The sequence below is a fragment of the Nitrosomonadales bacterium genome, assembly GCA_016716325.1.
Taxonomy (GTDB): Bacteria; Pseudomonadota; Gammaproteobacteria; order Burkholderiales; family Gallionellaceae; genus Gallionella.
The window spans coordinates 2,085,727-2,110,123 of record JADJWO010000001.1 but is presented as its reverse complement, the minus strand read 5'-3'; the positions used below and the strand labels follow the sequence as shown (position 1 = coordinate 2,110,123).

Annotated in this window: 20 protein-coding genes; 15 read left to right on the top strand and 5 right to left on the bottom strand. The window is 59.7% G+C overall.

Annotated features, from left to right (window positions below; translation table 11 throughout):
- Position 1: 1 nt before the first annotated feature.
- From IPM27_10195 to IPM27_10150, 10 genes are all read left to right on the top strand, one after another.
- Positions 2–1,474, top strand: coding sequence for an AAA family ATPase (locus IPM27_10195; GenBank protein ID MBK9161912.1), 1,473 nt, complete (start codon positions 2–4; stop codon positions 1,472–1,474).
- Between the two features lie 78 nt (positions 1,475–1,552).
- Positions 1,553–3,280 (top strand): pilus (MSHA type) biogenesis protein MshL, encoded by a 1,728-nt coding sequence (gene mshL, locus IPM27_10190; protein ID MBK9161911.1) that lies wholly within the window; start codon positions 1,553–1,555, stop codon positions 3,278–3,280.
- A gap of 10 nt (positions 3,281–3,290) precedes the next feature.
- Entirely contained in the window at positions 3,291–4,427 is a 1,137-nt protein-coding gene (locus tag IPM27_10185) for a hypothetical protein (GenBank protein ID MBK9161910.1), read from the top strand.
- Between the two features lie 7 nt (positions 4,428–4,434).
- Positions 4,435–6,135, top strand: a complete 1,701-nt coding sequence (tadA, locus tag IPM27_10180; GenBank protein MBK9161909.1) for a Flp pilus assembly complex ATPase component TadA — start codon at positions 4,435–4,437, stop codon at positions 6,133–6,135.
- 2 nt (positions 6,136–6,137) lie between these two features.
- Positions 6,138–7,340 (top strand): type II secretion system F family protein, encoded by a 1,203-nt coding sequence (locus tag IPM27_10175; GenBank protein ID MBK9161908.1) that lies wholly within the window; start codon positions 6,138–6,140, stop codon positions 7,338–7,340.
- Positions 7,340–8,833: a hypothetical protein gene (locus tag IPM27_10170; protein ID MBK9161907.1), complete on the top strand. Its 1,494-nt coding sequence runs from the start codon at positions 7,340–7,342 to the stop codon at positions 8,831–8,833. The genes IPM27_10175 and IPM27_10170 overlap by 1 nt, the downstream gene beginning before the upstream one ends.
- A 13-nt stretch (positions 8,834–8,846) precedes the next feature.
- On the top strand, positions 8,847–9,470 hold the full coding sequence (locus tag IPM27_10165; protein ID MBK9161906.1) for a hypothetical protein: 624 nt from the start codon (positions 8,847–8,849) through the stop codon (positions 9,468–9,470).
- Complete coding sequence (locus tag IPM27_10160; GenBank protein ID MBK9161905.1) at positions 9,467–9,823, top strand: hypothetical protein; 357 nt, start codon at positions 9,467–9,469, stop codon at positions 9,821–9,823. Before IPM27_10165 ends, IPM27_10160 begins: the two co-directional genes overlap by 4 nt.
- Before the next feature lie 61 nt (positions 9,824–9,884).
- Positions 9,885–10,325 (top strand): hypothetical protein, encoded by a 441-nt coding sequence (locus IPM27_10155; protein MBK9161904.1) that lies wholly within the window; start codon positions 9,885–9,887, stop codon positions 10,323–10,325.
- Between the two features lie 710 nt (positions 10,326–11,035).
- Complete coding sequence (locus tag IPM27_10150; protein ID MBK9161903.1) at positions 11,036–11,839, top strand: prepilin-type N-terminal cleavage/methylation domain-containing protein; 804 nt, start codon at positions 11,036–11,038, stop codon at positions 11,837–11,839.
- Here IPM27_10150 and IPM27_10145 read toward each other — a convergent pair.
- From IPM27_10145 to IPM27_10135, 3 genes are all read right to left on the bottom strand, one after another.
- Entirely contained in the window at positions 11,836–13,287 is a 1,452-nt protein-coding gene (locus tag IPM27_10145) for a cysteine--tRNA ligase (protein ID MBK9161902.1), read from the bottom strand. The genes IPM27_10150 and IPM27_10145 overlap by 4 nt on opposite strands.
- 135 nt (positions 13,288–13,422) lie before the next feature.
- A complete protein-coding gene (locus IPM27_10140) occupies positions 13,423–13,803 on the bottom strand; it encodes a hypothetical protein (protein MBK9161901.1) in 381 nt (126 codons plus the stop codon).
- A gap of 2 nt (positions 13,804–13,805) precedes the next feature.
- The gene (locus IPM27_10135) at positions 13,806–15,470 is read right to left on the bottom strand and encodes a glutamine--tRNA ligase/YqeY domain fusion protein (protein ID MBK9161900.1); all 1,665 of its coding nucleotides are present in this window, start codon (positions 15,468–15,470) and stop codon (positions 13,806–13,808) included.
- A 209-nt stretch (positions 15,471–15,679) separates the two neighbouring features.
- Here IPM27_10135 and IPM27_10130 point away from each other — a divergent pair, with 209 nt between their 5' ends.
- From IPM27_10130 to IPM27_10110, 5 genes are all read left to right on the top strand, one after another.
- On the top strand, positions 15,680–16,771 hold the full coding sequence (locus tag IPM27_10130) for a tetratricopeptide repeat protein (protein MBK9161899.1): 1,092 nt from the start codon (positions 15,680–15,682) through the stop codon (positions 16,769–16,771).
- A gap of 1 nt (position 16,772) precedes the next feature.
- On the top strand, positions 16,773–17,936 hold the full coding sequence (locus IPM27_10125) for a L,D-transpeptidase family protein (GenBank protein MBK9161898.1): 1,164 nt from the start codon (positions 16,773–16,775) through the stop codon (positions 17,934–17,936).
- Positions 17,933–18,529, top strand: coding sequence for a peptidyl-prolyl cis-trans isomerase (locus IPM27_10120; GenBank protein ID MBK9161897.1), 597 nt, complete (start codon positions 17,933–17,935; stop codon positions 18,527–18,529). The genes IPM27_10125 and IPM27_10120 overlap by 4 nt, the downstream gene beginning before the upstream one ends.
- A 68-nt stretch (positions 18,530–18,597) precedes the next feature.
- Positions 18,598–19,320, top strand: a complete 723-nt coding sequence (locus IPM27_10115) for a UDP-2,3-diacylglucosamine diphosphatase (GenBank protein MBK9161896.1) — start codon at positions 18,598–18,600, stop codon at positions 19,318–19,320.
- Between the two features lie 283 nt (positions 19,321–19,603).
- Entirely contained in the window at positions 19,604–22,045 is a 2,442-nt protein-coding gene (locus IPM27_10110; protein MBK9161895.1) for a cation:proton antiporter, read from the top strand.
- A 32-nt stretch (positions 22,046–22,077) separates the two neighbouring features.
- On the opposite strand, the gene tldD is transcribed toward IPM27_10110, so the two are convergent.
- Positions 22,078–23,541, bottom strand: a complete 1,464-nt coding sequence (gene tldD, locus IPM27_10105) for a metalloprotease TldD (protein ID MBK9161894.1) — start codon at positions 23,539–23,541, stop codon at positions 22,078–22,080.
- 1 nt (position 23,542) lies between these two features.
- Entirely contained in the window at positions 23,543–24,397 is an 855-nt protein-coding gene (locus IPM27_10100; protein ID MBK9161893.1) for a carbon-nitrogen hydrolase family protein, read from the bottom strand.

The window sequence follows — 24,397 nt, the reverse complement described above, 5'->3', positions numbered from 1 at the left end:
CATGTATCTGGAACACTTCGGCCTCAGCGAACACCCGTTCAAAATCACCCCGGTGACGGAATTCTTTTTCAGCGGCGCCAACCGCCAGGAGATCCTTGACGCGCTGATCTACTCCATCAGCGAAGTCGAAGGCATCATCAAGGTCAGCGGCGAGGTCGGCAGCGGCAAGACCATGATCTGCCGGATGCTGCTGGAGAAACTTCCGGCGCATATCGAAACCATCTACCTGGCCAATCCCAGCCTGTCGCGCGAAGAGATGCTGTACGCGATCGCCGACGCGCTCGGCCTGGGTATCGAGGGTGAACGCGTCGGCATCATCATGCAGCGCATCCAGAACCGGCTCGAGGAAAAAGCGCGCGAAGGCAAGCGCGTCGCGGTGCTGGTGGACGAAGCACACGCCATGCCGCTGGACACGCTGGAAGAATTGCGCCTGCTGTATAACCTGCAAGTGGGCAATTTCAAACTGTTGCAGATCATCCTGTTCGGCCAGCCGGAACTGAATGCCAAACTGGACCAGCCCAACATGCGCCAGCTCAAGGATCGCATCGTGCATCACTTCAACATGCAACCTCTTTCGCGCGACATCCTCGAAAATTACCTGATGTTCCGGATGCGCACTGCCGGCTACCACGGACCGACCATTTTTTCGCCGGCCGCGCTCAAGCAGATCGCCAACGCCTCCAGCGGCCTGATGCGCCGCGCCAATGTGCTGGCCGATAAATCGCTGCTCGCGGCATTCATCGAGAACACGCACAACATCGAACCGCGCCATGTCCAGGCGGCGATGCGCGACAGCGAACTCAAACCGACAAGGCGCGCGCTCACATTGCCCGACAAAAAGTGGCTGCTGGGAATCGCTACGGCGATCCTGTTATTGCTGGCCGGACTGGTTGGCTGGTGGATGGTGGACGAGCCACGGCAACCGCCCGTACAAGCGTCCACCCAACCCGCCCAGGTGGTTGCGGCATCGCCCCCCGCCCTGCCGCAACCCGAAGCCGAACAGACAGCGCAACCGGACAATACCATCGCGCCCGTCGCCAAAGCTCCGTCTGAACAGCCGCAACCAACAACACCGGACGCGCCCGCAACGCCCGCATCCAAACCTGCTACCGATACCGTCGCGCCAGTCGTCGCCACCCCGCCACAACCCGCACCCCCGGCGGTAAAAACGAGCCTGTTCGAACAGCGTCTTGCTGCCGGCAAGCAAATGCTCGCGCAACATCAGGCAGTCGCCAGCATCCAGTTGTTCTACAACGAACGGATACAGCCAGACAGAATGGAAGGATTCCTGAAGCGGGCAGACAAGCTGGGGGTGCTCGCGAAAATCTACCTGTTGCCGGCCAAGTTTGGCAACCAGGACGGCCTGCGCGTGTTATATGGCGCCTATCCATCGGTCGACGCTGCGCGTAACGCGATCAAGGATCTGCCGTCCCGCTATCAGGAAGCCTTCGCCACCTCCATCCATGTTTTTTGAGGATGATCCGTGCAGCGTATTGAGCGAGACCCGCAAAGCTGCTAGTCTGGCAACTGCATAACAGGGGAGAATGAAAACATGCATGCTCGCAGCCTGATTTGTCTGTGCGCCGTCAGCGCACTCATGGCCGGATGCGGCACTGCGCCGATCCAGCCGTCCAACAAGCACATTCAGCGACAGGATACGCAGCCCGAGACCGCCAGCGCCATTCCCGAACCGATCAAGCACAGCGTTGCCCTCCCACCACCGCAAGCCACCCCAAAAGCAGAAACCTACAGCGTCATCGTCACCCAGACCCCGGCACAGGAAGTCCTGTTCGCACTGGCACGAGACGCCAAAATCAACCTGGACATCCATCCGGGAATCCAGGGCAACGTCACGCTGAACGCGCTGAACCAGACCCTGCCGCAGATCCTCACGCGCATCGCCAAACAAGTGGACATGCGCTACGAACTGGACAACGGCAGCCTGACCGTGATGCCGGACACCCCCTACCTGCACCATTACAAGATCGACTACGTGAACATGGCGCGCGACGCGGAAAGTTCGATCAACAATGCCATGCAGGTCAGCGGCACCGGAGGCACCACAGGAAGCGCTGCCGGAGGCGCTAACAATTCATCCATTTCGATCAAGAACGTTTCAAAGAACCGTTTCTGGGAGACGCTGACCCAGAACATCAAGGACATCCTGCGCGAGACTGATAAGGAAGTCGTCGTAGGTCGCCGTGCTGCCACCAGCAGTCAACAAGCTGCCCAGACTGAATCGGCCGCCGGCGATGGCGAGGCGGAAAAACCCCAAACCGCACCGACCACGGCGAACAGCACTGCCGAGAGCGATTACCGGAACTACCAGACCCTGTTGGCAGCGTCGGTGATCGCCAACCCGGAAAACGGCATCATCACCGTACGCGCCACCGGACGCCAGCATGAAAAGATCCAGGGATTCATCGACCAGGTGATGAACAATGCGCGCCGCCAGGTCATGGTCGAAGCGACCATCGTCGAAGTGCGTCTGAGCGACCAGTACAAACAAGGGATCAACTGGTCGGCGCTGGTCAAGGCGGGCGGCAAAAGATTCCGGATCGTACAAAGCTCGGCCGGACTGCCCACCGGCGTCGGCAACGGCATGTTCGGCATCATCACCAACCCGACCCCCGCCACGGTCGCCCAACAGCTCTCCCTGCTGGAATCGTTCGGCAACGTCAGGGTCCTGTCCAGTCCCAAGCTGAGCGTACTCAACAACCAGACCGCGATGATGCGCGTAGTGGACAATCTGGTGTACTTCACCATCAAGGCCGACACGACTACCAACCAGACCAGTGCCGTCACCACTTTCACCTCCACGCCTAACACCGTCCCGGTCGGCTTCACCATGAGCATCACCCCGCAGATCAGCGACAGCGACGTGGTATTGCTCAATCTCAAACCGTCGATCTCGCGCGTGATCCGTTACGTCCCCGACCCCAATCCCAGCCTGGGCATCATCAATCAGGGCATCCCGGAAACACAGACGCGCGAGATGGAATCGGTCATGCGAGTGGAGAATAACCAGATCGCGGTGATGGGCGGCCTGATGCAGGACGAGATAAACAACCAGACCGACGCGATACCCGGAATATCCAAGGTCCCGCTGGCTGGAGAACTGTTCAAGCAGCGCAACGACTCGACGACGAAGACCGAACTGGTGATCTTCCTGCGCCCTGTAGTCATCAAGGATGCCAGTGTCACCGGGGATTTCAGCTCCTACCGCGACATGCTGCCGGATCAGGATTTCTTCAAAGAACAGGCCGGCGACAAGCCCTAGGGAAGCGGATATGAGCCTGCTTCTGGACGCACGCAAAAAGTCCCGGCAAGAACCTTCCGCCCAGACGAAACATGCCACCACGGCGGACGAACTCCGGCTGGAAGACCATCCATCGGCCGCGGCCTCCACGGCCCCCCGAACTGCCGCCGAGATCCACGCCGAGGAAGTCGCGCAGGCCGCGCGTCAAACGGGGCAGAACCTGTTCGACGCAAAAGTACCGGCGTACACAGCCAGCACCGTCCATGCTTTCCCCAACCGCAACCTGTTGCTCGCGCTGGCCGGCACGGTCATCCTGCTGGGCATCGGCGGCGCCTACCTGTGGTATATCGATTCCGGCAGTAGCAGCACGACCCCGTTGCTCCCAGTCAACGCACCGCCGATGCTGCCAGTGCCGCCACCAACCCAGTCGGAACCGGCCGTCGTCGCAGCGGAACCGGGGACTGACCTGGTTTCCGGCATCGAACCTGCCCCGGACGAACCCGTGCCGCAAGCGGAACCCGTTGCTCCCCCCGGGCCCGCAACATTCGTAGAGCCGCCGGTTCGTCCGAGACCGCCGGTACGCATCGAACAGCAACGCGTCGAACTGGTCGATCCGTTGTTGCGCGATGCCTATCTCGCCTATCGCACCGGCAAACTGGAGGAATCGCAACAGTTGTACCTGGCGATGAGCAAGAAGGATGCGCACAATGCCGACGCACTGCTCGGACTGGCGGCCATCGCCCTGCAGCAGGATGAAAAGCTGGTGGCGGCGCATTATTTCTCGAAGGTGCTGGTACTCGATCCGCGCAATGCGCTGGCGAACGCCGGGATGGCGTCGTTGTCGGCGGATAATGACGGCAATGACGAGACTCGACTGAAAAATCTGTTGCACGAACAGGGCGATTCCGCCGCACTCCATTTTGCTCTCGGCAACCTGTATGCGGAGCAGTCTCGCTGGGGCGAGGCGCAACAGGCTTACTTCAATGCCTACACGCTTGCGCCCGGCAATGCCGAATATGCCTTCAACCTCGCCGTCAGCCTCGATCATCTGGGGCAAGGCAAGTTGGCGACACAATACTACCGGCGCGCCATCGAGCTTGATCAATCCGGCAACCCGGGTTTCGATCACGCGCAAGTCGAACAACGGATACAAGCTCTGACGCACTGATCACGATATGCAGGGAAACCAACTCCAACAGCCACTGGGACACATACTGGTCAACAAGGGCGTCATCAGTGAAGACCAGTTGCGCATCGCACTGCAGGAGCAGACCAAGTCGCACCAGCCGCTCGGCCGCCTGCTGGTCGGGCTGGGCTTCCTGTCGGAAGCGACCATCCGCGACGTCCTGTCGGAAAACCTCGGGCAAGAGAGCGTAGACCTCGCCTCCATCATCATCGACCCGGCGGCGCTGGCGTGCATCCCCAAGGATATCGCGCGCCGCTACCAGTTGCTGCCGCTGTCGGTCGACCAGGCTGGACGCATCCTTACCCTGGCGGTGGCTGACCCCGACAACATCATCGCGCTGGATCAGGTGCGCGCCCTGCTCAAGGACGAATACCGCCTGATCACGCAACTCGCCAGCGAATCCGACATCCTGCGTGCGATCGACCAGTATTACGGCTTCGAGCTCTCCATCGACGGCATCCTGCACGAGATCGAACCGGGCGAGATGGAATACCAGGGGCTGCAAAGCGGCGTGAACGAATTCAGCCAGCCGGTGGTGCGCCTGATCGACGCGCTGCTCACCGAGGCGGTGCAGCGCGGCGTTTCCGATATCCACTTCGAACCGGAAAGCAGCTTCCTGCGCATCCGCTACCGCATCGACGGCGTACTGCGCCAGGTGCGCAGCCTGCACAAGAGCTTCTGGCCGGCCATGGTGGTGCGCATGAAGGTGATGAGCGGCATGAACATCGCCGAAACGCGCGCGCCGCAGGACGGCCGCATCTCGTTGCGTCTGTCCGGCCGTCCGATCGACTTCCGCGTGGCTTCGCATCCCACGTCGCATGGCGAAAACCTGGTGCTGCGTATCCTGGACCGGCAAAAAGGCATCGTGCCGCTCGACCAGATCGGCCTGGACGAAGCCGCGCTCAACATGCTCAAGATGATCATCGCCAAGCCGGAAGGTATCGTGCTGGTCACCGGTCCGACCGGCAGCGGCAAGACCACCACGCTATATTCCGTGCTGAACCACGTCAACACGGAGTCGGTCAACATCATGACCCTGGAGGACCCGGTCGAATATCCCATTTCGCTGATCCGCCAGACCTCCATCAACGAAGCCGTCAAACTGGATTTCGCCAACGGCATCCGCTCCATGATGCGCCAGGACCCGGATATCATCCTGGTCGGCGAGATCCGCGACCACCCGACGGCAGAAATGGCGTTTCGCGCCGCAATGACCGGCCATCAGGTGTATTCGACGCTGCATACCAACTCGGCCATCGGCGCGGTCCCGCGCCTGCTCGACATCGGCATCCTGCCGGACATCATGGCGGGCAACATCATCGGTATCGTCGCGCAACGGCTGGTGCGAGTACTGTGCAAGGAGTGCAAATATCCTTACGCACCCGACGCACTGGAACGCAAACTGCTGGGCATTCCAGTCGACCGGGACATCACGCTGTATCGCGCCGCCGGCTGCGAGGCCTGCAACCATCAGGGTTACAGGGGACGCATGGCCCTGATGGAACTGCTCAAGATGGATCATGATCTGGACGATCTCGTCTCGCGCCGCGCCAGTACCCGGCAAATCAGGGAAGCCGCTCTTGCCAAGGGATTCCGGCCGTTGGCGATGGACGGCATCCGGCGCATCCTGCAAGGCATCACCTCCCTGGCGGAAGTCAGCCGCGTGGTCGATCTCAGCGACAGGCTGTAACGATGGCCCTCTACTCCTACCGCGCCATCAACGCACAAGGCAAAGCCAGCAAGGGCCTGCAGGATGCGGCCAACCTGATAGACCTCGAGATGCGCCTGAAACGGGGCGGAATGGACCTGATCGACGCCAAGGTGGACAGCGGCAGGGCAAGGTGGGGGCGCGGCAAAATCAAGCGCACCGAACTGATCACCTTCTTTTTCAATCTCGGGCAGCTTTCCGGCGCTGGCGTCCCGATGCTGGAAAGTCTGGCCGATCTGCGCGACACGATGAACGACCCGCGTTTCCGCGAGATCGTCGCCAGCCTGGTCGAGTCCATAGAAGGGGGCAAGAAACTCTCGCAGGCGATGGCGGAACATCCCGATGCATTCGACAAGATCTTCATCAGCCTGATCCATGCAGGCGAGGAAAGCGCGCATCTGCCGCAAGTGTTCGAGCACATCACCGAGTCGCTGAAGTGGCAGGATGAAATGGCCTCGCACACCAAGACCATCATGATGTACCCCGCTTTCGTCGGTACCATCGTGGTGGCGATCACCTTCTTCCTGATGATCTATCTGGTACCGCAACTGGTCAGCTTCATCAAGGGCATGGGGATGGAGATCCCCATTCAGACGCGCATCCTGCTGGCCACCTCGGCGTTCTTCGTGGATTACTGGTATGTGCTGATCGCGCTGCCCATCGTCCTGCCTATTGTCACCGTCCTGATCATTTCGTCCAGCCCGGAAATGCGTTACAGGTTCGACATGCTTAAACTGAACATGTGGGTGACCGGCCCGATCCTGCGCAAGATCATTCTGGCGCGGTTTGCCAACACGTTTGCGATGATGTACGGCTCCGGCATCACCATACTGGATTGCATCGCCAATTCGCGTGACGTCGTCAACAATCTCGCGGTCGTCAAGAGCCTGGACGATGTCAGACACGAGATCGAGTCCGGAAAGAACCTTACCCAGAGCTTTCAGGAAACCGGTATGTTCCCGCCACTGGTGATACGCATGCTCAAAGTGGGCGAAGCCACCGGTTCGCTGGACAAGGCTTTGCTCAATGTCAGCTATTTTTATGATCGCGACGTAAAAGACTCCATCCAGAAAGTACAAGTCATGATCGAACCAACCATGACCATCATTCTCGGCGCGCTGCTCGGCTGGGTGATGCTGTCGGTACTCTCACCGATCTACGACATCATCGGAAAGGTGCAACTCTGATGAAACAATGCCTGCTACTGCAACTGAGTGCCGACCGCCTGAATGCACAGCACATGGTGCACGGCAAGATCGCCGCTCAGCGCGTATTCACCGACTCCGAAGAAGGCCGCGATAACTTCGCTTCGTTCCTGAAAGCGGCGAAGTGCCCCGCCTATCTGCTGGTCGATCTGATTGAAGAAGATTTTCGCCATGAAAGCGTACCGCACCTGATCGGTGGAACCCGAACCGCGCTCTTGCAACGCAAATTCGAGCAGTTCTACCGTGGCACGCCTTTCCGTCAGGCGACACTGTTACAAAGACAGAAGACCGGGCGCCGCGACGACGACATGCTGTTCTCGGCGCTCACCAATCCCGCGCTTGTCTTGCCCTGGGTGGAAGTCCTGCAGACGCAGAAAATCCCGCTGGTAGGTATCTATTCCGTTCCGCAGATCAGTACGCCGCTGATCAAGGATCATCCCTCCAATCACCTGCTGCTGATCTCCTGGGAAAAATTCTCCGGACTGCGTCAGACCTACTTCAGCGGACATCGTTTGCAGATATCGCGCCTGTCGCCCGTTCATGCCGGACTGTCGTTCCAGCAAGCCGTGGTCACTGAACTCACCCGCACTTACCAATACCTGAAAAGCCTGAGCCTGTTACCCACGGGCCAGACTCTTGATGTGCGCATCCTGTGCCATAACGACGATAGGGTCGAACTGAAGACGGAACTGCCCAAGAGTGGAGACATGCGGTACGACTTTACCGACATTGCAGAACTCGCCGGGCAACTCAAGATCGATCATCGCTGTACGGACTCGGATGCCAGCCAGATATTCCTGCATTATCTGATGGCAAAGCCGCCCCAAATAAATTATGCCAATGCCGAACACACCCACTACAACACTGTACGGCAATTGCGCCTCGCGCTCGGCTGGACTGCCGGCGCAATACTGTTTGGCAGTCTGGCGTGGAGTGCGGCAGATGTCTGGCAAAGCATCGGGGACGTGAGCGAAGCGGATTCCCTCACAGCTCAGGCGCAACGCATCCAGCGCGAAGCGCAGCAGATCACGCTTTCCTTCCCCAACACCCACGCGCCCGCTTCGGACATGAAGGCAGTGGTATCCGTGATGCGCAACTTGGATGATTACAAACCACTGCCGCGCAACGTACTTGAACCGGTCAGCTCAGCGCTTGAACGCCATCCGAAAATCGAACTCAACGAACTTGCCTGGGAAATGGATCCTGATGAACCTGTTGCGGAAAATACGCTTGCTGGTGTTCCCGCCCAAGTCATCACCCTCAAAGCTCGTCTGGTCGGCTTCGACACCGAGTACCGTGCCGCATTGGGCTATCTGGAACACTTCCGGAACGATCTGACCGCGCAAGGATATCAGGTAACAATGCTGAGCGAACCGCTCGATGTCAGCCCGAAGGGCAACATCACCGATCAACGGATGACGAACATGAATACGCTAGAATTTTCCCTGAAACTTTCGCGGAGACCGCCCGCGTGAAGAGGATCATGCCATGATGTTCTCTAAATCGGATCTGCCGATACTGCGCTGGAGCCTGCTGGCGATGGGCTTATCCGTGCTGCTTAGCGCGGTCCTTCTGTATGGCAGCGGACAATATGCCGACGAGTCGCAAAAGAACCTCCGCAACGCACAGAACCAAGTCAAGCAGGCACGCAATAGTTTGACCTCCGCACGTGACGACCAGGAAAATATGACTGTCTACGCGGATGAATACGCCATGTTGCAGCAATACAAAGTCATCGGCGACGATCAGCGGCTTGACTGGATGGAAGGACTGAAGAATCTTCGCCAGCAAAATCTGGTGACCGATTTCCGCTATACCATCGCGCCGCAAAAGGCCTATATACCGCAACCACCCTTCGACAGCGGCAACTTCGACATCCGCTACAGCGAAATGAAACTGCAATTCGATCTGCTGCACGAGGGACAACTGATGGCCTTCCTCACCGCGCTACGCAGCCAGATCAAAGGCTGGTACCAACTGGAAGGATGTAAACTGCTGCGCACCGGTGTAGCCGAAGACGGAACCGCCGCCCCTGCTGACACTTTGAAAAACCTTACTGCAGAATGCCACGGTGGCTGGATCACATTGAAGAACAGGAACGACCCGCAATGAAGAAAACTCCGTTGATTGTTTCTGCTATCGCATTGCTCGCCGTCGCGAACCCATCGCGAGCCGACGATGTGGGCAGGCTTTTCTTCACGCCCCAACAGCGCGCGCAAATGGACGATGGCAAATTACAGAACACCAATCCTGGCGATAACAACCGCGTACTGTCGGTGACCGGTATCGTGCAAAGGCACGGCGGCGAGCGCACCGTATGGATCAACAACGTACCGCAACTGGCCGGCAAGAGCGATGACAACTCGCCGGGTAGTCTTCCGGTCGACATACCGGGACAGTCGCAACCGGTCCGGATCAAGGTCGGCGAAAAAGTGTTGCTGAATCCGGCATCTACAGAGCCATAATCTCTCCATGCGCCTGCAACATCGACATCCAGCCAGATCAGCCCAGCGCGGCGCGGCACTGATGATGCTGTTGATCGTGCTGGTGTTGGGTTTAACGGTCGTACTGGTCAAGTCCCTTAGTGCGACCGACCTCAATACCAAGCGCCAAATGGCCACTGCCACAGCATTGGCTCAAGCCAAGGATGCGCTGCTTGGTCGCGCGGTTAGCGATGACAACATGCCGGGCAGCCTGCCTTGCCCTGACACGGACGATGATGGTTCTGCCGAAATGTTTAGTGGAAATAATTGCCCCAGCTATATAGGTAGGCTCCCTTGGCGCACCCTGAAGCTGCAGGACCTGCGCGATGGCACGGCGAGCGGTTATGGTATGCGCTGTCACCTGCTTTTCGCGATGACAATTCGGCTCAACCGCTCAACAGCAACACCAAGGGAACTCTGTTGGTATACAACGCCGATGGCACGTCTCTGCAAACACAGAGTGGTTACAGCGCAGTTGCAGTGATATTTTCACCGGGCCGCCCCCTTGGCTCGCAGACACGAAACACGGTTGCCCAACAGAACGATGCGGCAAACTACCTGGACACCGCCAACAGCCGGAACAATGCTTCCGCCAGCGGCCCGTTCATTGCCGGCACAACATCCGACACGTTCAATGACCAACTCCTCTTCATCACCACCCAAAATCTGACGCCTTTGGTTGAACAACGGGTGGCCGGTGTCGTGAAAAAGGCGCTTGACGATTACTACTCGGCCAACGGCTACTATCCATGGGCAGACAGCTTAGCCACAGGCTCCTTACCCTACGATTACAAGGCCAACGATGGGCAAAACCGGGGATGGTTGCCCGACGATGCGTCTGCAGGCGATGCACCCGACTGGGTCGCGGGCAGCCTCCCTCAATGGTTCTTCGACAACGAGTGGTATGCGCTGATCTACTACAGCGTTGCGGAGGACTACACGGAAGACCCCGACAGCAACAACACGCTGAGCGTGGATGGCGCCAACGGGGTACGCGCCCTGTTCTTCATGCCGGGCACGCCCTTTAATTCGCAACAACGAACGACCTCATCGGAGTTAGGCACTCTGTCTAATTATCTGGAAGATTCCGAAAACAAAGACAATAACGACGACCTTTATGTCACTCCCGGCTCGCAAGCCCCAGACCGGGATCGGCTTTACTGGCGTTCATCATCATCACATGGAAGCCTTAACATGACTGGATCGCAAAGGCCCACAGTGAAAAAATCGGACTCCGGCTTTACGCTGATCGAACTGGCGATGGTGCTGATGATCGTCGGGCTATTGTTGGGTGGACTGCTGGTTCCACTCAACGCACAAATGGAACAAAAAGGCATCTCGGAAACGCAGCGAAGTCTGGAAGAAGTCAAGGGCGCGTTGATCGGCTTTGCCATGATCAACGGACGCCTGCCCTGCCCCGCACAGGCAACGTTGGCGACCGGGGCGGCCGGGGCGGGCGAAGAAACCCTCGCCAGCAACACCTGCGCCTGCGCCTCTTCCGGTTCGACCGTGGCACAAGTCGGCTCCACCGCATGCACTGAAACCAGCGTGACCGGTGTGTTGCCCTGGGTAACGCTGGGATTAAATGAAACGGATGGATGGGGCCGGCGTTACACCTACCGGGTCGCAGCCCATTTTGCCGATAAGTTCGGCGCCAGCACCTTTGGTTCGGGATGCACTCCCAGCCCCACACCCACGTCAAGCAGTTTTGCCCTGTGTTCGCCCGGCGTGCCGGATGTGTTTTCTGCAGCGTCAGGGGGTACGACCGTCGTGGCGGACGTGCCGGCCATCATCGTCTCGCATGGCAAAAACGGCTATGGCGCCTACCTCACTGATGGCAGCAAACTTTCAGGTGCGGCCGGCGATGAAGCGGAAAACGCTGACAACGACAGCATCTTCGTAAGTCGCAGTACCACCAGCGATTTCGATGACCAGCCGGTTTGGATTACCGGCAACATTCTGATCGGCCGCACGGTGAGTGCCGGCAAACTGCCCTAAGCCCTGCGCCAGGCCGTGCCCTGCGGCGTGTCTTCCAGCACGATGCCCGCATCCAGCAATTCCTTCCTGATACGGTCGGCCTCGGCGAAGTTCCTGGCCTGCTTGGCGGCGATGCGAGCTTCGATCTGTGCATCGATGGCCGCATCATCCAGACCTCCTTCTGTCGCCCCGCCTTGCAGGAACTCCTGCGCATCGCGCTGCAGCAGCCCCAGCACACCGCCCAGCGTTTTCAACTGTGCGGCCGCTTGTGCTGACTGGGTACGGTTCACCTCATTGGCAAGATCAAACAGCGCGGCGACCGCTTCCGGCGTGTTGAAGTCGTCGTCCATGGCGGCTTTGAAACGCTGGGCGTGAGGCTCGTTCCAATCAACGACACCCTCTCCCCCACCCCCTCTCCCGTTCACGGGAGAGGGGAGTTGACTTCCCTCTCCCACTTGTGGGAGAGGGACTGAGGGAGAGGGAACGGTTTTTAGCGCCGTATAAAGCCTGGTCAACGCACCCTTTGCATCGTCCAGATGCACATCGGAATAGTTCAGCGGGCTGCGGTAGTGCGCGCGCAGGATGAAGAAGCGCACGACTTCCGCGTCATATTTCTTCAACACTTCGCGGATGGTGAAGAAGTTGCCGAGGCTCTTGGACATCTTTTCCTCGTCCACGCGCACGAAGCCGTTGTGCATCCAGTAGTTCACGAACTGGCACTGATGTGCGCCTTCGCTCTGCGCGATCTCGTTCTCGTGGTGCGGGAACTGCAGGTCGGCGCCGCCGCCGTGGATATCGAAGTGCTTGCCCAACAGCTCGGAACCCATCGCCGAACATTCGATGTGCCAGCCGGGGCGGCCCTTGCCCCACTTGGAATCCCATTTCACCTCATCCGCTTCACTGTCCTTGGCACCCTTCCACAGCACGAAGTCGAGCGGGTCGTGCTTCTCAGAAGTCACTTCCACCCGTTCACCAGCGCGCAGGTCTTCGAGCGACTTGCCGGAAAGCTTGCCATAGCCGCCGAACTTGCGCACCGCATAGTTCACGTCGCCGTCCGCCGCCTGATAGGCGAGCCCGTTCTTTTCCAGCGCTTCGATCATCGCCAGCATCTGCGGGATGAACTGTGTGGCGCGCGGCTCGTGGTCCGGGCGCTGAATGCCCAGTGCATCGGCATCTTCATGCATCGCGTCGATGAAACGCTGCGTCAACGTGTGGATGGATTCCTTGTTCTCTGCCGCGCGCTTGATGATCTTGTCGTCGATGTCGGTGATGTTGCGCACGTAGGTCACGTCGTAACCGCTGGCCTTCAACCAGCGATACACCATGTCGAACACCACCATCACCCGTGCATGGCCGAGATGGCAAAAGTCGTACACCGTCATGCCGCACACATACATGCGCACGGTATTCGGTGTGATGGGCTTGAAGTCCTGCTTGTCGCGGGCGAGGGTGTTGTAGATTTTTAACATATTGCAATTTCACCTATACGTCATTCCCGCGAAAGCGGGAATCCAGATGATTAAATAATCCCGTGTATCGCACGGACAAAACCAACGGCCTTTAATATTAGAACCGCTGGATTCCCGCTTTCGCGGGAATGACAGTCAAATCGGCATGGGCTTACTGTCGTTCAAATTGCGCCACCCTTTAAGAACTCGGTACGCAAGCCATGTAGCTAACGCTATGTACCAAGCCATCACCAGCCCCGCATATATGACCTCACTTCTCATTGCAGCGCCAATTTCCGCTGTTAAAGGCACCCCAATTACGTTACCCAGCAAACCAACCCAAAACGTACGAATTTGCCATGAGAAATGGCTTTCCAACCATGTTCCTACAACTGCAGATTTATTGACATAATTAATAATGATGGCGATAAAGCAAGTAATCCCTGTGAAGATAGTCAATGCATAGAGAATATATCCAGTCCGCGTCAGCGATTTCAGCCTCTCCCCCCTATTTACAGCGACAAATTCTTTGTCCATGACTAATCCTTGAGCCAAGAGTCTTTCAACGTAACAGTGCGATTGAACACCAACTTGCCGCCCGACTGATGATCGCGACGATCCGTTACAAAATAGCCGAGACGCTCGAATTGGTAGCGCGTCTCGGGTTTGGCATCGCGCACAGCAGCCTCCACCCAGCCCTGCACCACGGTAAGCGAGCCCGGATTCAAATGGGTATGAAAATCCACTTCCTTGTCGGCGTCCGGCTCGGGCACGGTGAACAACCGGTCATACAGGCGGATCTCGGCGGGCAGCGCGTGCCCGCGCGACAGGAAGTGGATAACCCCCTTGACCTTGCGCCCCTGCGGATTCTTGCCCAGCGTATCGTGGTCGATGCTGCACTTGAGTTCGATGATCTTTCCTGCGGCATCCTTCACCACCTCGTCGCAACGCATCACATAACTGTGGCGCAGGCGTATCTCTCCGCCGAGGGTGAGTCGCTTCCAGCCCGGCGGCGGCACTTCGGCGAAGTCGTCGGCTTCGATGAACAGTTCGCTACTGAAGGGCACCACGCGTTTGCCCAGCTCCGGCACGTTGGGATGGAAGTCGGCTTCACGCATCAGCGCGCCGTCGGCATTGGTGATGGTCACCTTGAGCGGGTTGATGATAGCCATCACACGCGGGGCGCGCAGTTCCAGATCTTCGCGGATCGCGCCTTCCATGATCGCCATGTCCACGATGTTCTCGCTCTTGGAGACGCCGATGCGCTTGGCGAATTCGCGTATGCCTTCCGGCGTGTAGCCGCGCCTGCGCATGCCGGAGATCGTGGGCATGCGCGGGTCGTCCCAGCCGCTCACCTTTTTCTCGGTCACCAGTTGCAGCAGTTTGCGCTTGCTGGTGATGGTGTAGTGCAGTTCGAGGCGCGAAAACTCGTACTGGCGCGGGTGGCAGGGGATGGTGATATTGTCCAGCACCCAGTCGTACAGCGGACGGTGATCCTCGAATTCCAGCGTGCAGATGGAATGGGTGATGCCTTCCAGTGCGTCGGAGATGCAGTGGGTGTAGTCGTACATCGGGTAGATGCACCACTTGTCTCCGGTGCGGATGTGGTGGGCGCGCTTGATGCGGTAGATCACCGGGTCGCGCATGTTGATATTGGGCGAGCCCATGTCGATCTTGGCGCGCAACACCATTGCGCCGTCGTCGAACTCGCCCGCTCTCATGCGTGCGAACAGGTCGAGGTTCTCGGCGACAGGACGGTCGCGGTTCGGGCTGTTCCTGCCGGGCTGGGTCAGTGAGCCGCGATATTCGCGCATTTGCACGGGCGTCAGGTCATCCACATAGGCCAGATCCTTGTTGATCAGCTCGACCGCGAAGTCGTACAGCGCATCGAAATAATCCGACGCCCAGCGCACGTCGCCGTTCCACTCGAAACCCAGCCAGCGCACGTCGTCCTGGATGGATTGCGCGTATTCCTCGCTCTCCTTTTCCGGGTTGGTATCGTCGAAGCGCAGGTTGCACAGGCCGTTGTAGTCCTTGGCCAAGCCGAAGTTCAAACATATGGACTTGGCGTGGCCTACGTGCAGGTAGCCGTTCGGCTCGGGCGGGAAGCGCGTGACGATGCTGGTGTGCTTCCCGCTGGCAAGGTCATTGTCAATGATGCTGCGGAGAAAATTGGAAACAACGGGTTGAGGAGCGCTGCTCATGCTGTGTCTTTATCGATCAGGATTGGTTTTGTTGGCTGGTTCCGGCCAAGTTGGCAAAATGCGGACGGGATTTTACCCGAAAACCTTGAGTAACACCCCCTTACGGCGGACATTAACTGTGAAAATGCACAGCTTATTTGGTAGAATCCGCCGCTAATCAACCAGCGCAATCCTGCAAATGCGCCATTTCGGAAATCTATTTCAATATCATGGTGAACATATTGAACCGTTTTAACCATACTCGCTTCCTTGTCCGTTCATGCCGTCATGCCGCCATACTGGTCTCGGCATTGCTGTTTTGCGCCAGTCTGCCCGCACAGGCCGACGATGTGCAGGATGCCAACCGGCTTTTCAAACAGGGCCAACACAGCCAGGCGATGGACAAGGTCAACGGAGTGTTGGCGAACAAGCCCAAGGACGCGCAGGCGCGTTTCCTCAAGGGCCTGATCCTGACCGAGCAAGGCAGGGCCGACGATGCGATCAGGATGTTCTCGGCACTGACCGAGGACTATCCGGAACTGCCCGAGCCTTACAACAACCTCGCCGTGCTGTATGCCAGCCAGGGCCAGTACGACAAGGCCAAGTCGTCGCTGGAAATGGCGATCCGCACCCATCCCAGCTATGCCACCGCGCACGAGAACCTGGGCGACATCTACGCCAAGATGGCCAGCCAGGCCTATGACCGCGCGCTGCAACTGGACCGCAGCAACACCGCGACACAAACCAAGCTGGCGATGATCCAGGACCTGTTCGCCAATAACGCCCGGCCAAAATCCAGCACGGCACGCAACGCCCCGACGGATACCGCCAGCAAGCCGCAACCCGTTGTCGCACCGCCTGCCGAACCTGTCATTACGGTGCCTGCCGCCAAACCCGTGGAGACCGCCAAGGTCGCGCCTGTGCCTCCGGCGAAACCTGCCGCACCCGAAAAACCTGTCGCCCCCCCCCCTGCAAGCGCGAACAACAGCGACGAAGTATTGAAGACTGTCAAAGCATGGGCTTCCGCATGGTCTGCACAGAACGTGAAGCAATACCTGTCGTTCTATGCCGCTGACTTCCGCACACCGGACGGCGAAAGCCGCGCCGACTGGGAAGCGACGCGCCAAGCCCGTGTCAGCGAACCGAAATCGATCCGCGTCGGCATCAGCGACGCCAAGGTAAGTTTTAGCGACGCCACCCACGCGACCGTGACATTCCGCCAGTCCTACCGTGCCAGCCATATGAAGGCCAACGGCCGCAAGACCCTGCAATTGGTCAAGTCGAACGGCAAGTGGCTGATCCAGGAAGAGCGTGCCAAGTAACATGCGCACGCTGGCCATTCCATTGCTGCTGTGCGGTTTGATGACCGGCATCGCGCATGCCGCACCGGATTCACAGACAACGGAAGCACGGTTTGCCCGTAGTCTGCAGGCAATCCAGAACAGCCGCATCGATATCGCAATGAACGAAGTCGACAACCTGTTGCGCGTCAATCCCAATTTCAAGCTGGCCCAACTGGTCAAGGGTGACCTGCTGATGGCGCATGCCGGCGCGATCAGCAGTTTCGGCAGCGCGGCCAATGCCCCGCGCGACAAGATCAAGGATCTTCAGGATGAAGCGCGGGCACGCCTGTTGCGCGCCCAGTCCCAGCCGGTCAAACTCGCGCCGCGCTATCTCTGGCAACTCGCCGCGAACCAGAAATACGCTCTGGTGGTGGATACCAGCCGCTCCACGTTATACGTTTACGAGAACGTCGGCGGCGAGCCGCGCTACGTATCGGACTACTACGTCACTATCGGCAAACTCGGCACGGAGAAAGTTTACGAGGGCGACCAGCGCACGCCGATCGGCGTCTATTTCGTCAAGGCCAACCTGCCCAGGAAACAGCTCGCCGACATGTACGGCAGCGGCGCCTATCCGCTCAACTACCCGAACGAATGGGATCGCAAGAACAAGCGCGGCGGTAGCGGCATCTGGCTGCACGGCACCCCGAGCGACACCTACAGCCGCCCGCCGCGCGCCAGCAACGGCTGTATCGTGCTTGCCAATGCAGACCTCGACAAACTGGCGCCGTACCTTCAGGTCGGCGTCACGCCGGTCATCATCGCCAACAAGATCGACTGGCGCAACGAGCACGATCAGAGCGGGCGGGCCAGCCTGTTGCAGGAAGTGGAACGCTGGCGCAGGGATTGGGCCAGTCTGGACACCGGCGCTTACCTGGAACATTACGCGCGCGACTTTTCCAGCGACGGTATGGACTACGCCGCATGGGTCAAACACAAGCAAGCGGTGAATTCTAGAAAATCCTGGGTCAAGGTCGACATCGACGACATCAGTATATTCACCTACCCAGACCGGCCCGACATGGCGGTAGTCAACTTCGAGCAGGGATACGAGAGCGACAACCTGTCGAACCGCATGAAGAAACGCCAATACTGGATCAGGCAGAACAACCGCTGGCGCATCCTCTATGAGGGTGCCGCATGAATCCGGCAAGACTCGTTGCCGCACTGTGCGCGTTGCTGCTCTGCTTCGCGATGCAAACCGCATCTTCCGCAACCCAAGGTCCATCAACTCAAGGCAAGAAAACCATGATCAAACTGCATACCAATCACGGCACCATCACCCTGCAACTGGACGCCGAAAAAGCGCCCCTCACCGTCAAGAATTTTCTCGACTATGTGAACAGCGGCTTCTACAGCAACACCGTGTTCCACCGCGTCATCCCCAACTTCATGATCCAGGGCGGCGGTTTCGAGCCCGGCATGAAACAGAAACAGACCGGCGCCCCGGTCAAGAACGAGGCCGCCAACGGCCTGAAGAACGACAAATACACCATCGCCATGGCGCGCACCGGCGATCCGCATTCCGCCACCGCGCAATTCTTCATCAACGTGAAGAACAACAGCTTCCTCGACTATCCGGGGCAGGACGGCTGGGGTTACTGCGTGTTCGGCAAGGTCGTCGAGGGCAAGGAAGTCGTCGATGCCATCGGTACGGTAAAGACCGGCAACAGCGGCTTCCATCAGGACGTGCCGAAAGAGGACGTCATCATCACCAAGGCGGAAGTGGTGCAATAAGGATTCAGGATACGGGAGTCAGGATTCAGCAAACCCGCTACCGTATCCTGACTCCTGTATCCCCTTCGATGCCCCATTCCCTTTTCATCTCCGACCTGCACCTCAGCGCCGACGAACCCGGCAGCATGGCGGCGTTCCGGCGCTTTGCCGCCGACCTCGCCCCGGGGGCCGAAGCGATCTACATCCTGGGCGACCTGTTCGAATACTGGGCGGGCGATGACGATCTGGACGATACGTTCCACCGGGAAGTCATTGCCGTGCTGCGCGACATCACCAAGGGCGGAACCAGGCTATACCTGATGCACGGCAACCGCGACCTGCTGATGGGCCCGGTGCTGGCCGAAGCCTGTCGCGCCACCCTGCTGCCCGACCCGGCGCCGGTCGACCTGTATGGCACACCGACCCTGCTCAGCCACGGGGATACGCTGTGTACCGACGACGGGGAATACCAGCGTTACCGTGCCAGCGTCCACGACGCCGGATTCCAGCGGCAGTTCCTTGCCAAACCGCTCGCCGAACGCAAGGCTTTCATCGAACAGTTGCGCGCCCGCAGCATGGCGGAAAAACAAACCAAGGACGGCGCGATCATGGACGTGAGCGACGATGCCGTCGCCTCGCTGCTGCGTCAACATCACTATCCGCGCCTGATCCACGGCCACACCCACCGTCCTGCCCGCCATGAGCATGTGATCGACGGCCATACCTGCGAACGCTGGGTGCTGGATGACTGGCATGCTCAGGGATCGGCCCTGCGCTGCGACGCGCAGGGTTGCCGTGTGGTGACGTTCTAGCGGCTCCGCGCCTTGATTTTCCGCACGGTATCGCACCAGGAACCGCAAACACATCAAGTTGCCGTTTCATTTCTGCCCCCCTCACGCACCTATACCGAAAGATCCATGCAATCCGGCCTTGCTGCGTTTTGATACAATCAGGCTGTAACGCCCGCGGGCACGAAGCGGTACTGAGCCAGTCCATTCAGGTCTGCTTCAGGTTCGGGGAGCAAGCATCGCCGCCAGACAACCATGGTCCACGTTCTGGCTTTGGAGTTACGCCGTCTTCTGGGGAGCCTGGCTTATGCCGATCTCGGAAATCGTACTGATCACGATGGGGCTGCTGACCGTCGCCATGCTGGCAGCGGGCATCGAACGCAAGCTGCCGATCCCCTACACGGTGTTCCTGGTCATCATCGGCATCCTCATGGGCGAGGCGGCCCGCGACTGGACCGCGCTGGGGCCGCTGCTCGAATTCCAGCTGACGCCCGAACTGGTGCTGTTCCTGCTGCTGCCCGCCCTGATCTTCGAGTCCGCCTTCAATCTCGACGCACGACAGTTGCTGAAGGATATCGGCCCGGTCATGGCGATGGCCATCCCCGCCCTGTTGCTTTCCACCGCGATCATCGGCATCGGCCTGTGGCTGTCGCTGGGCATCGATCTGGTCATCGCCCTGCTGTTCGGCGCGCTGATCTCGGCGACCGACCCGGTCGCGGTCATCGCGCTGTTCAAGGAACTGGGCGCGCCGTTGCGGCTGACGATCCTGGTCGAGGGCGAATCGCTGCTGAACGATGCGACCGCCATCGTGGTCTTCAGTATCCTCATGGGCATCCTGGCATCCGGAACCTTCGCCTGGTCGGATGCCGGCGGCGCGGTCGGCGAATTCATCCGCGTGTTCTTCGGCGGAATACTGGTCGGCACGATCATCGGCATCGTGCTGAGCGAACTGCTGTACCGCATGGGTCTGGGGGTCAGTTCCTACATCATCCTGTCGCTCATCCTGGCCTATGCGAGTTTCGCCGTGGCCGAGCATCTGCTGCATGTATCCGGCGTGATGGCCGTGATAGCCGGCGCGATCACGCTGGGCTTGCTCGGCGTCAGCCGCATCCCGCAGTCCGCAACGCATGTGGTCAAGGAAACCTGGGAGATGATCGCGCTGGTGTGCAATTCGCTGCTGTTCCTGATGGTCGGGGTCTCGGTCGATGCCGCGCAAGTCATCGGCAGCATCGACGTGATCGCCGTCGCCGTCGTGCTGGTGGTCGCGGCGCGCGCCGCAACGGTCTACAGCGTGGTGCCGGCGGCTGTCCGGCTGTTCCGGCTGCCGCATGTCAGCCTCGGCGACCGGCACATCATGTGGTGGGGCGGACTGAAGGGCGGGCTGGCCATCGCGATCGTCATGTCCATCCCGAACAGCATCGCGGAAAAAACCCTGCTGATGAACCTGACCCTGGGTGTGGTCATGTTTTCGCTGCTGATCAATGCACCGACGATCCGGCCGCTGATCAAGTATCTCGGCATAGACCGGCTGACGGATGACGAACGCGCCGAGGTCCGTCACGGGTTGGACCAGTCGAAAGCCAGCGCGAACGGCGCGCTCGAACATTTCTACCGGACCGGGTTGATCACCGGCAGCACCCGCACCATCATCGAAAACAGGAACCGCGACATCTTCACCAGCGAAGCCACGACCCGGACGTCCAACAAGGATATCCGTTACCTCACGATCTCCGCGCTGCGGATAGAGATAGAGGAACTGAAGCACCTGTACGACATCGGCATGCTCCGGTACTACAACTATCTCGACATCCGCAACAACATCAAGCTCGACCGCGAAAGCTGGATCGCCAATCCGGAAAAGGTCTCATCGGGGAAACAACCGAAGAACAGCAATTATTTCGTCAGGATCGAGAACGCGATATTGAGACGCCTGCGCGAACTCGACTGGGCGGCAGGCTTGCTGTCGCGCTACCAGTACATGCGTTTCTCCAATAGCCTGCAACGGGACATCGCGGGCATTCTGCTCTGCCACGCCGTGCTCGATGCGCTGGACAAGGAAACCGGCTATGACCGCGATGTCCGGGACTCGGTCGTCGGCGTGTATCGCGACCGGCTGCAAAGGCGGCAACGGCGCGCCAATCTGGTCGCCGAGGAATACCCGGAATTCTTCAACCGTTTCATCACGCGGCTGCTGTCGAAAGTATCCCTGAATGTGGCGGACGAATATATCCAGCAGGCATACCAGCACGGCGAAGTCGGCCCCAAGGCGTTCGCGCTGATCGAACGGGTCATCAAGGCGGAGATCGCCAGGATCCCGCCCATCTCCGAGGCGCCGCCCAAGCTGCTACCGAGCGACCTGATCGGTACTGTGCCGCTACTGAACGGCCTGTCGGCCGAACTGTTGCGGCGCCTGGCGGACAACGCACAGTCCGTGACCTTCATGGCGAAGGATATCGTGATCGGCGAAGGCGAGAAGGGCGATGCCCTTTACCTGATCAGCCACGGGCATGTCGCCGTGTATCGCGAGGAACAGCCGGAAACGATACTGGCGGAACTGAAGGACGGCGACTTTTTCGGCGAGATGGCCCTGCTGGGTGACCAGGTGCGCACTGCCAGCGTGCGGGCCGTGCGCCCCACCACGGTATTGCGGCTGCGCCACAAGGATGTGATGTCGCTCGCCGAGATGGAGCCGGAATTGAAAAGCCGGCTGGAGGAAGCGGACAAGGCGCGCCGCAAAGCCGACCAGTAGCACACGGCCGACGAAGCAAGAACAGCCCCGCGCTAGGCCGTGCCGCCCACCGTCAGCCCGTCGATCTTCACCGTGGGTTGTCCCACGCCGACCGGTACGCTCTGCCCTTCCTTGCCGCAGGTACCGACACCGGGGTCGAGCGCCATGTCGTTGCCGATCATCGAGATGCGCGTCAGCACGTCCGGCCCGTTGCCGATCAGCGTCGCGCCTTTCACCGGGCGGGTGATCCTGCCGTCTTCGATCAGGTAGGCTTCGGCCGTGGAGAACACGAACTTGCCGCTGGTGATATCCACCTGTCCGCCGCCGAAATTCACCGCGTACAGGCCGTGCCTGACCGATGCGATGATCTCCTGTGGATCCTTGTCGCCGTTGAGCATATAGGTATTGGTCATGCGCGGCATCGGCAGGTGCGCGTAGGATTCGCGCCGCGCGTTTCCGGTCGTGTCCACGCCCATCAGCCTCGCGTTGAGCGAGTCCTGCAGATAGCCTTTCAGGATGCCGTTCTCGATCAGCGTGGTGCATTGCGTCGGGTTACCCTCGTCGTCCATCTGCAGTGAGCCGCGCCGGCTGGCCAGCGTGCCGTCGTCCACGACGGTCACGCCTTGTGCCGCGACGCGTTCGCCGATCCGGCCCGCAAAGGCCGAACTGCCCTTGCGGTTGAAATCGCCTTCCAGTCCGTGCCCGATCGCTTCGTGCAGCAGGATGCCGGGCCAGCCGTTGCCCAGCACCACGGTCATGTTGCCCGCCGGCGCCGGTGCGGCATCCAGGTTGACCGCCGCCTGATGCACCGCCTGAGCTGCATAGTTGCGCAGCATCGCATCGTCGAAATAGCCGTAATCGAAACGCCCGCCACCGCCCGCCGAGCCCTGTTCGCGGCGGCCGTTGCTTTCAATGATCACAGTGACCGACAGGCGCACCAGCGGGCGGATATCGGCATTCATCAGGCCGTCGCTGCGCGCCACCATCACCACTTCGTATTCTCCCGACAGCCCGGCCATCACCTGCACGACGCGCGGGTCGAGCGAGCGCGCATAACGTTCGATGCGTTCCAGCAGCGCAACCTTGTCGGAGTCCTTGAGGCTGGCGATCGGGTCGTGCGGCAGATAGATGTCGCGCCGCGAGCCGTAGTGCAGCAACGGCGCCTTGCGGTTGCCACCCTGCCGCGCGATCGCCCGCGTGGCTTGTGCCGCACTGTCCAGCGCATTCAGGCTGATGTCATCGGAATAGGCGAAGGCGGTCTTCTCGCCGCTCACCGCACGTACACCCACGCCCTGGTCGATATTGAAGCTGCCGGACTTGACGATACCCTCTTCCAGCGACCAGCTCTCGGCGCGGCTGTACTGGAAATACAGATCGGCATAATCGAGCCGGTGCGCCATCATGCCGGCGAACACCTGTTCGATATGCTTCGATTCGAGGGAGAACGGCGCCAGCAGCGATTGCTGCGCTGTGGCGAACAGCGTATCGAACGGGACGGTCTGAGCGGACGCACCCATCCTAACAGCCATGCAGGACGCGATGCGACAACGCGGGCAGGCTGGCGCGCAGGCTGGCCTGATAGGAAGGATTGACGTCGGCGATCACCACGCCGGAACCGCGCGGCAGCCTGTCCAGTACGCGGCCCCACGGGTCGACGACCATGCTGTTGCCGTGTGTCTCGCGCCCGCTGACATGATAGCCCCCCTGCGCGGCAGCGATCACATAGGCCAGATTCTCGACGGCTCGGGCACGGACCAGCACCTCCCAGTGCATCTTGCCGGTAGTCTCGGTGAACGCGGCAGGCAGCACGATGATGCTCACGTCGCCCATCGCGCGGAACAGTTCCGGGAAGCGCAGGTCGTAGCACACCGCCAGGCCGATGCGCCCGAACGGGCTGTCGACCACGACGACCTGATCGCCCGGCTCGATGGTATTCGCTTCCTGATATTTTTCGTTGCCCAGTTCCAGATTGAACAGGTGGATCTTGTCGTAACGCGCCACTTGCGCGCCATGCTCGTCGAACACCAGACAACTGTTCAGCACCTTGTCCGGAGAAGTCGCCGCCAGCGGGATCGAGCCGCCCACCAGCCAGATCTTGTGCTTGCGCGCCATCTCGCCGAGGAATGACTGTATCTGTCCCTCTCCAGGCTGCTCGCGCACCTGGACCTTGTCCTGGTCGCTCATCCCCATGATGGCGAAGAATTCCGGCAACACCACCAGCTTCGCCCCTTTTTCCGCCGCCATCGCAATCAGGCGGCGCGCCTCGCTGAGGTTGCCCGAGACATTCGGTCCGGACGCCATCTGGATGGCGGCGACTTTGAATGCGCCGGCTTGCGCGGCAATGCGTTGCTGGGTGGAATTTACTTCATTCAT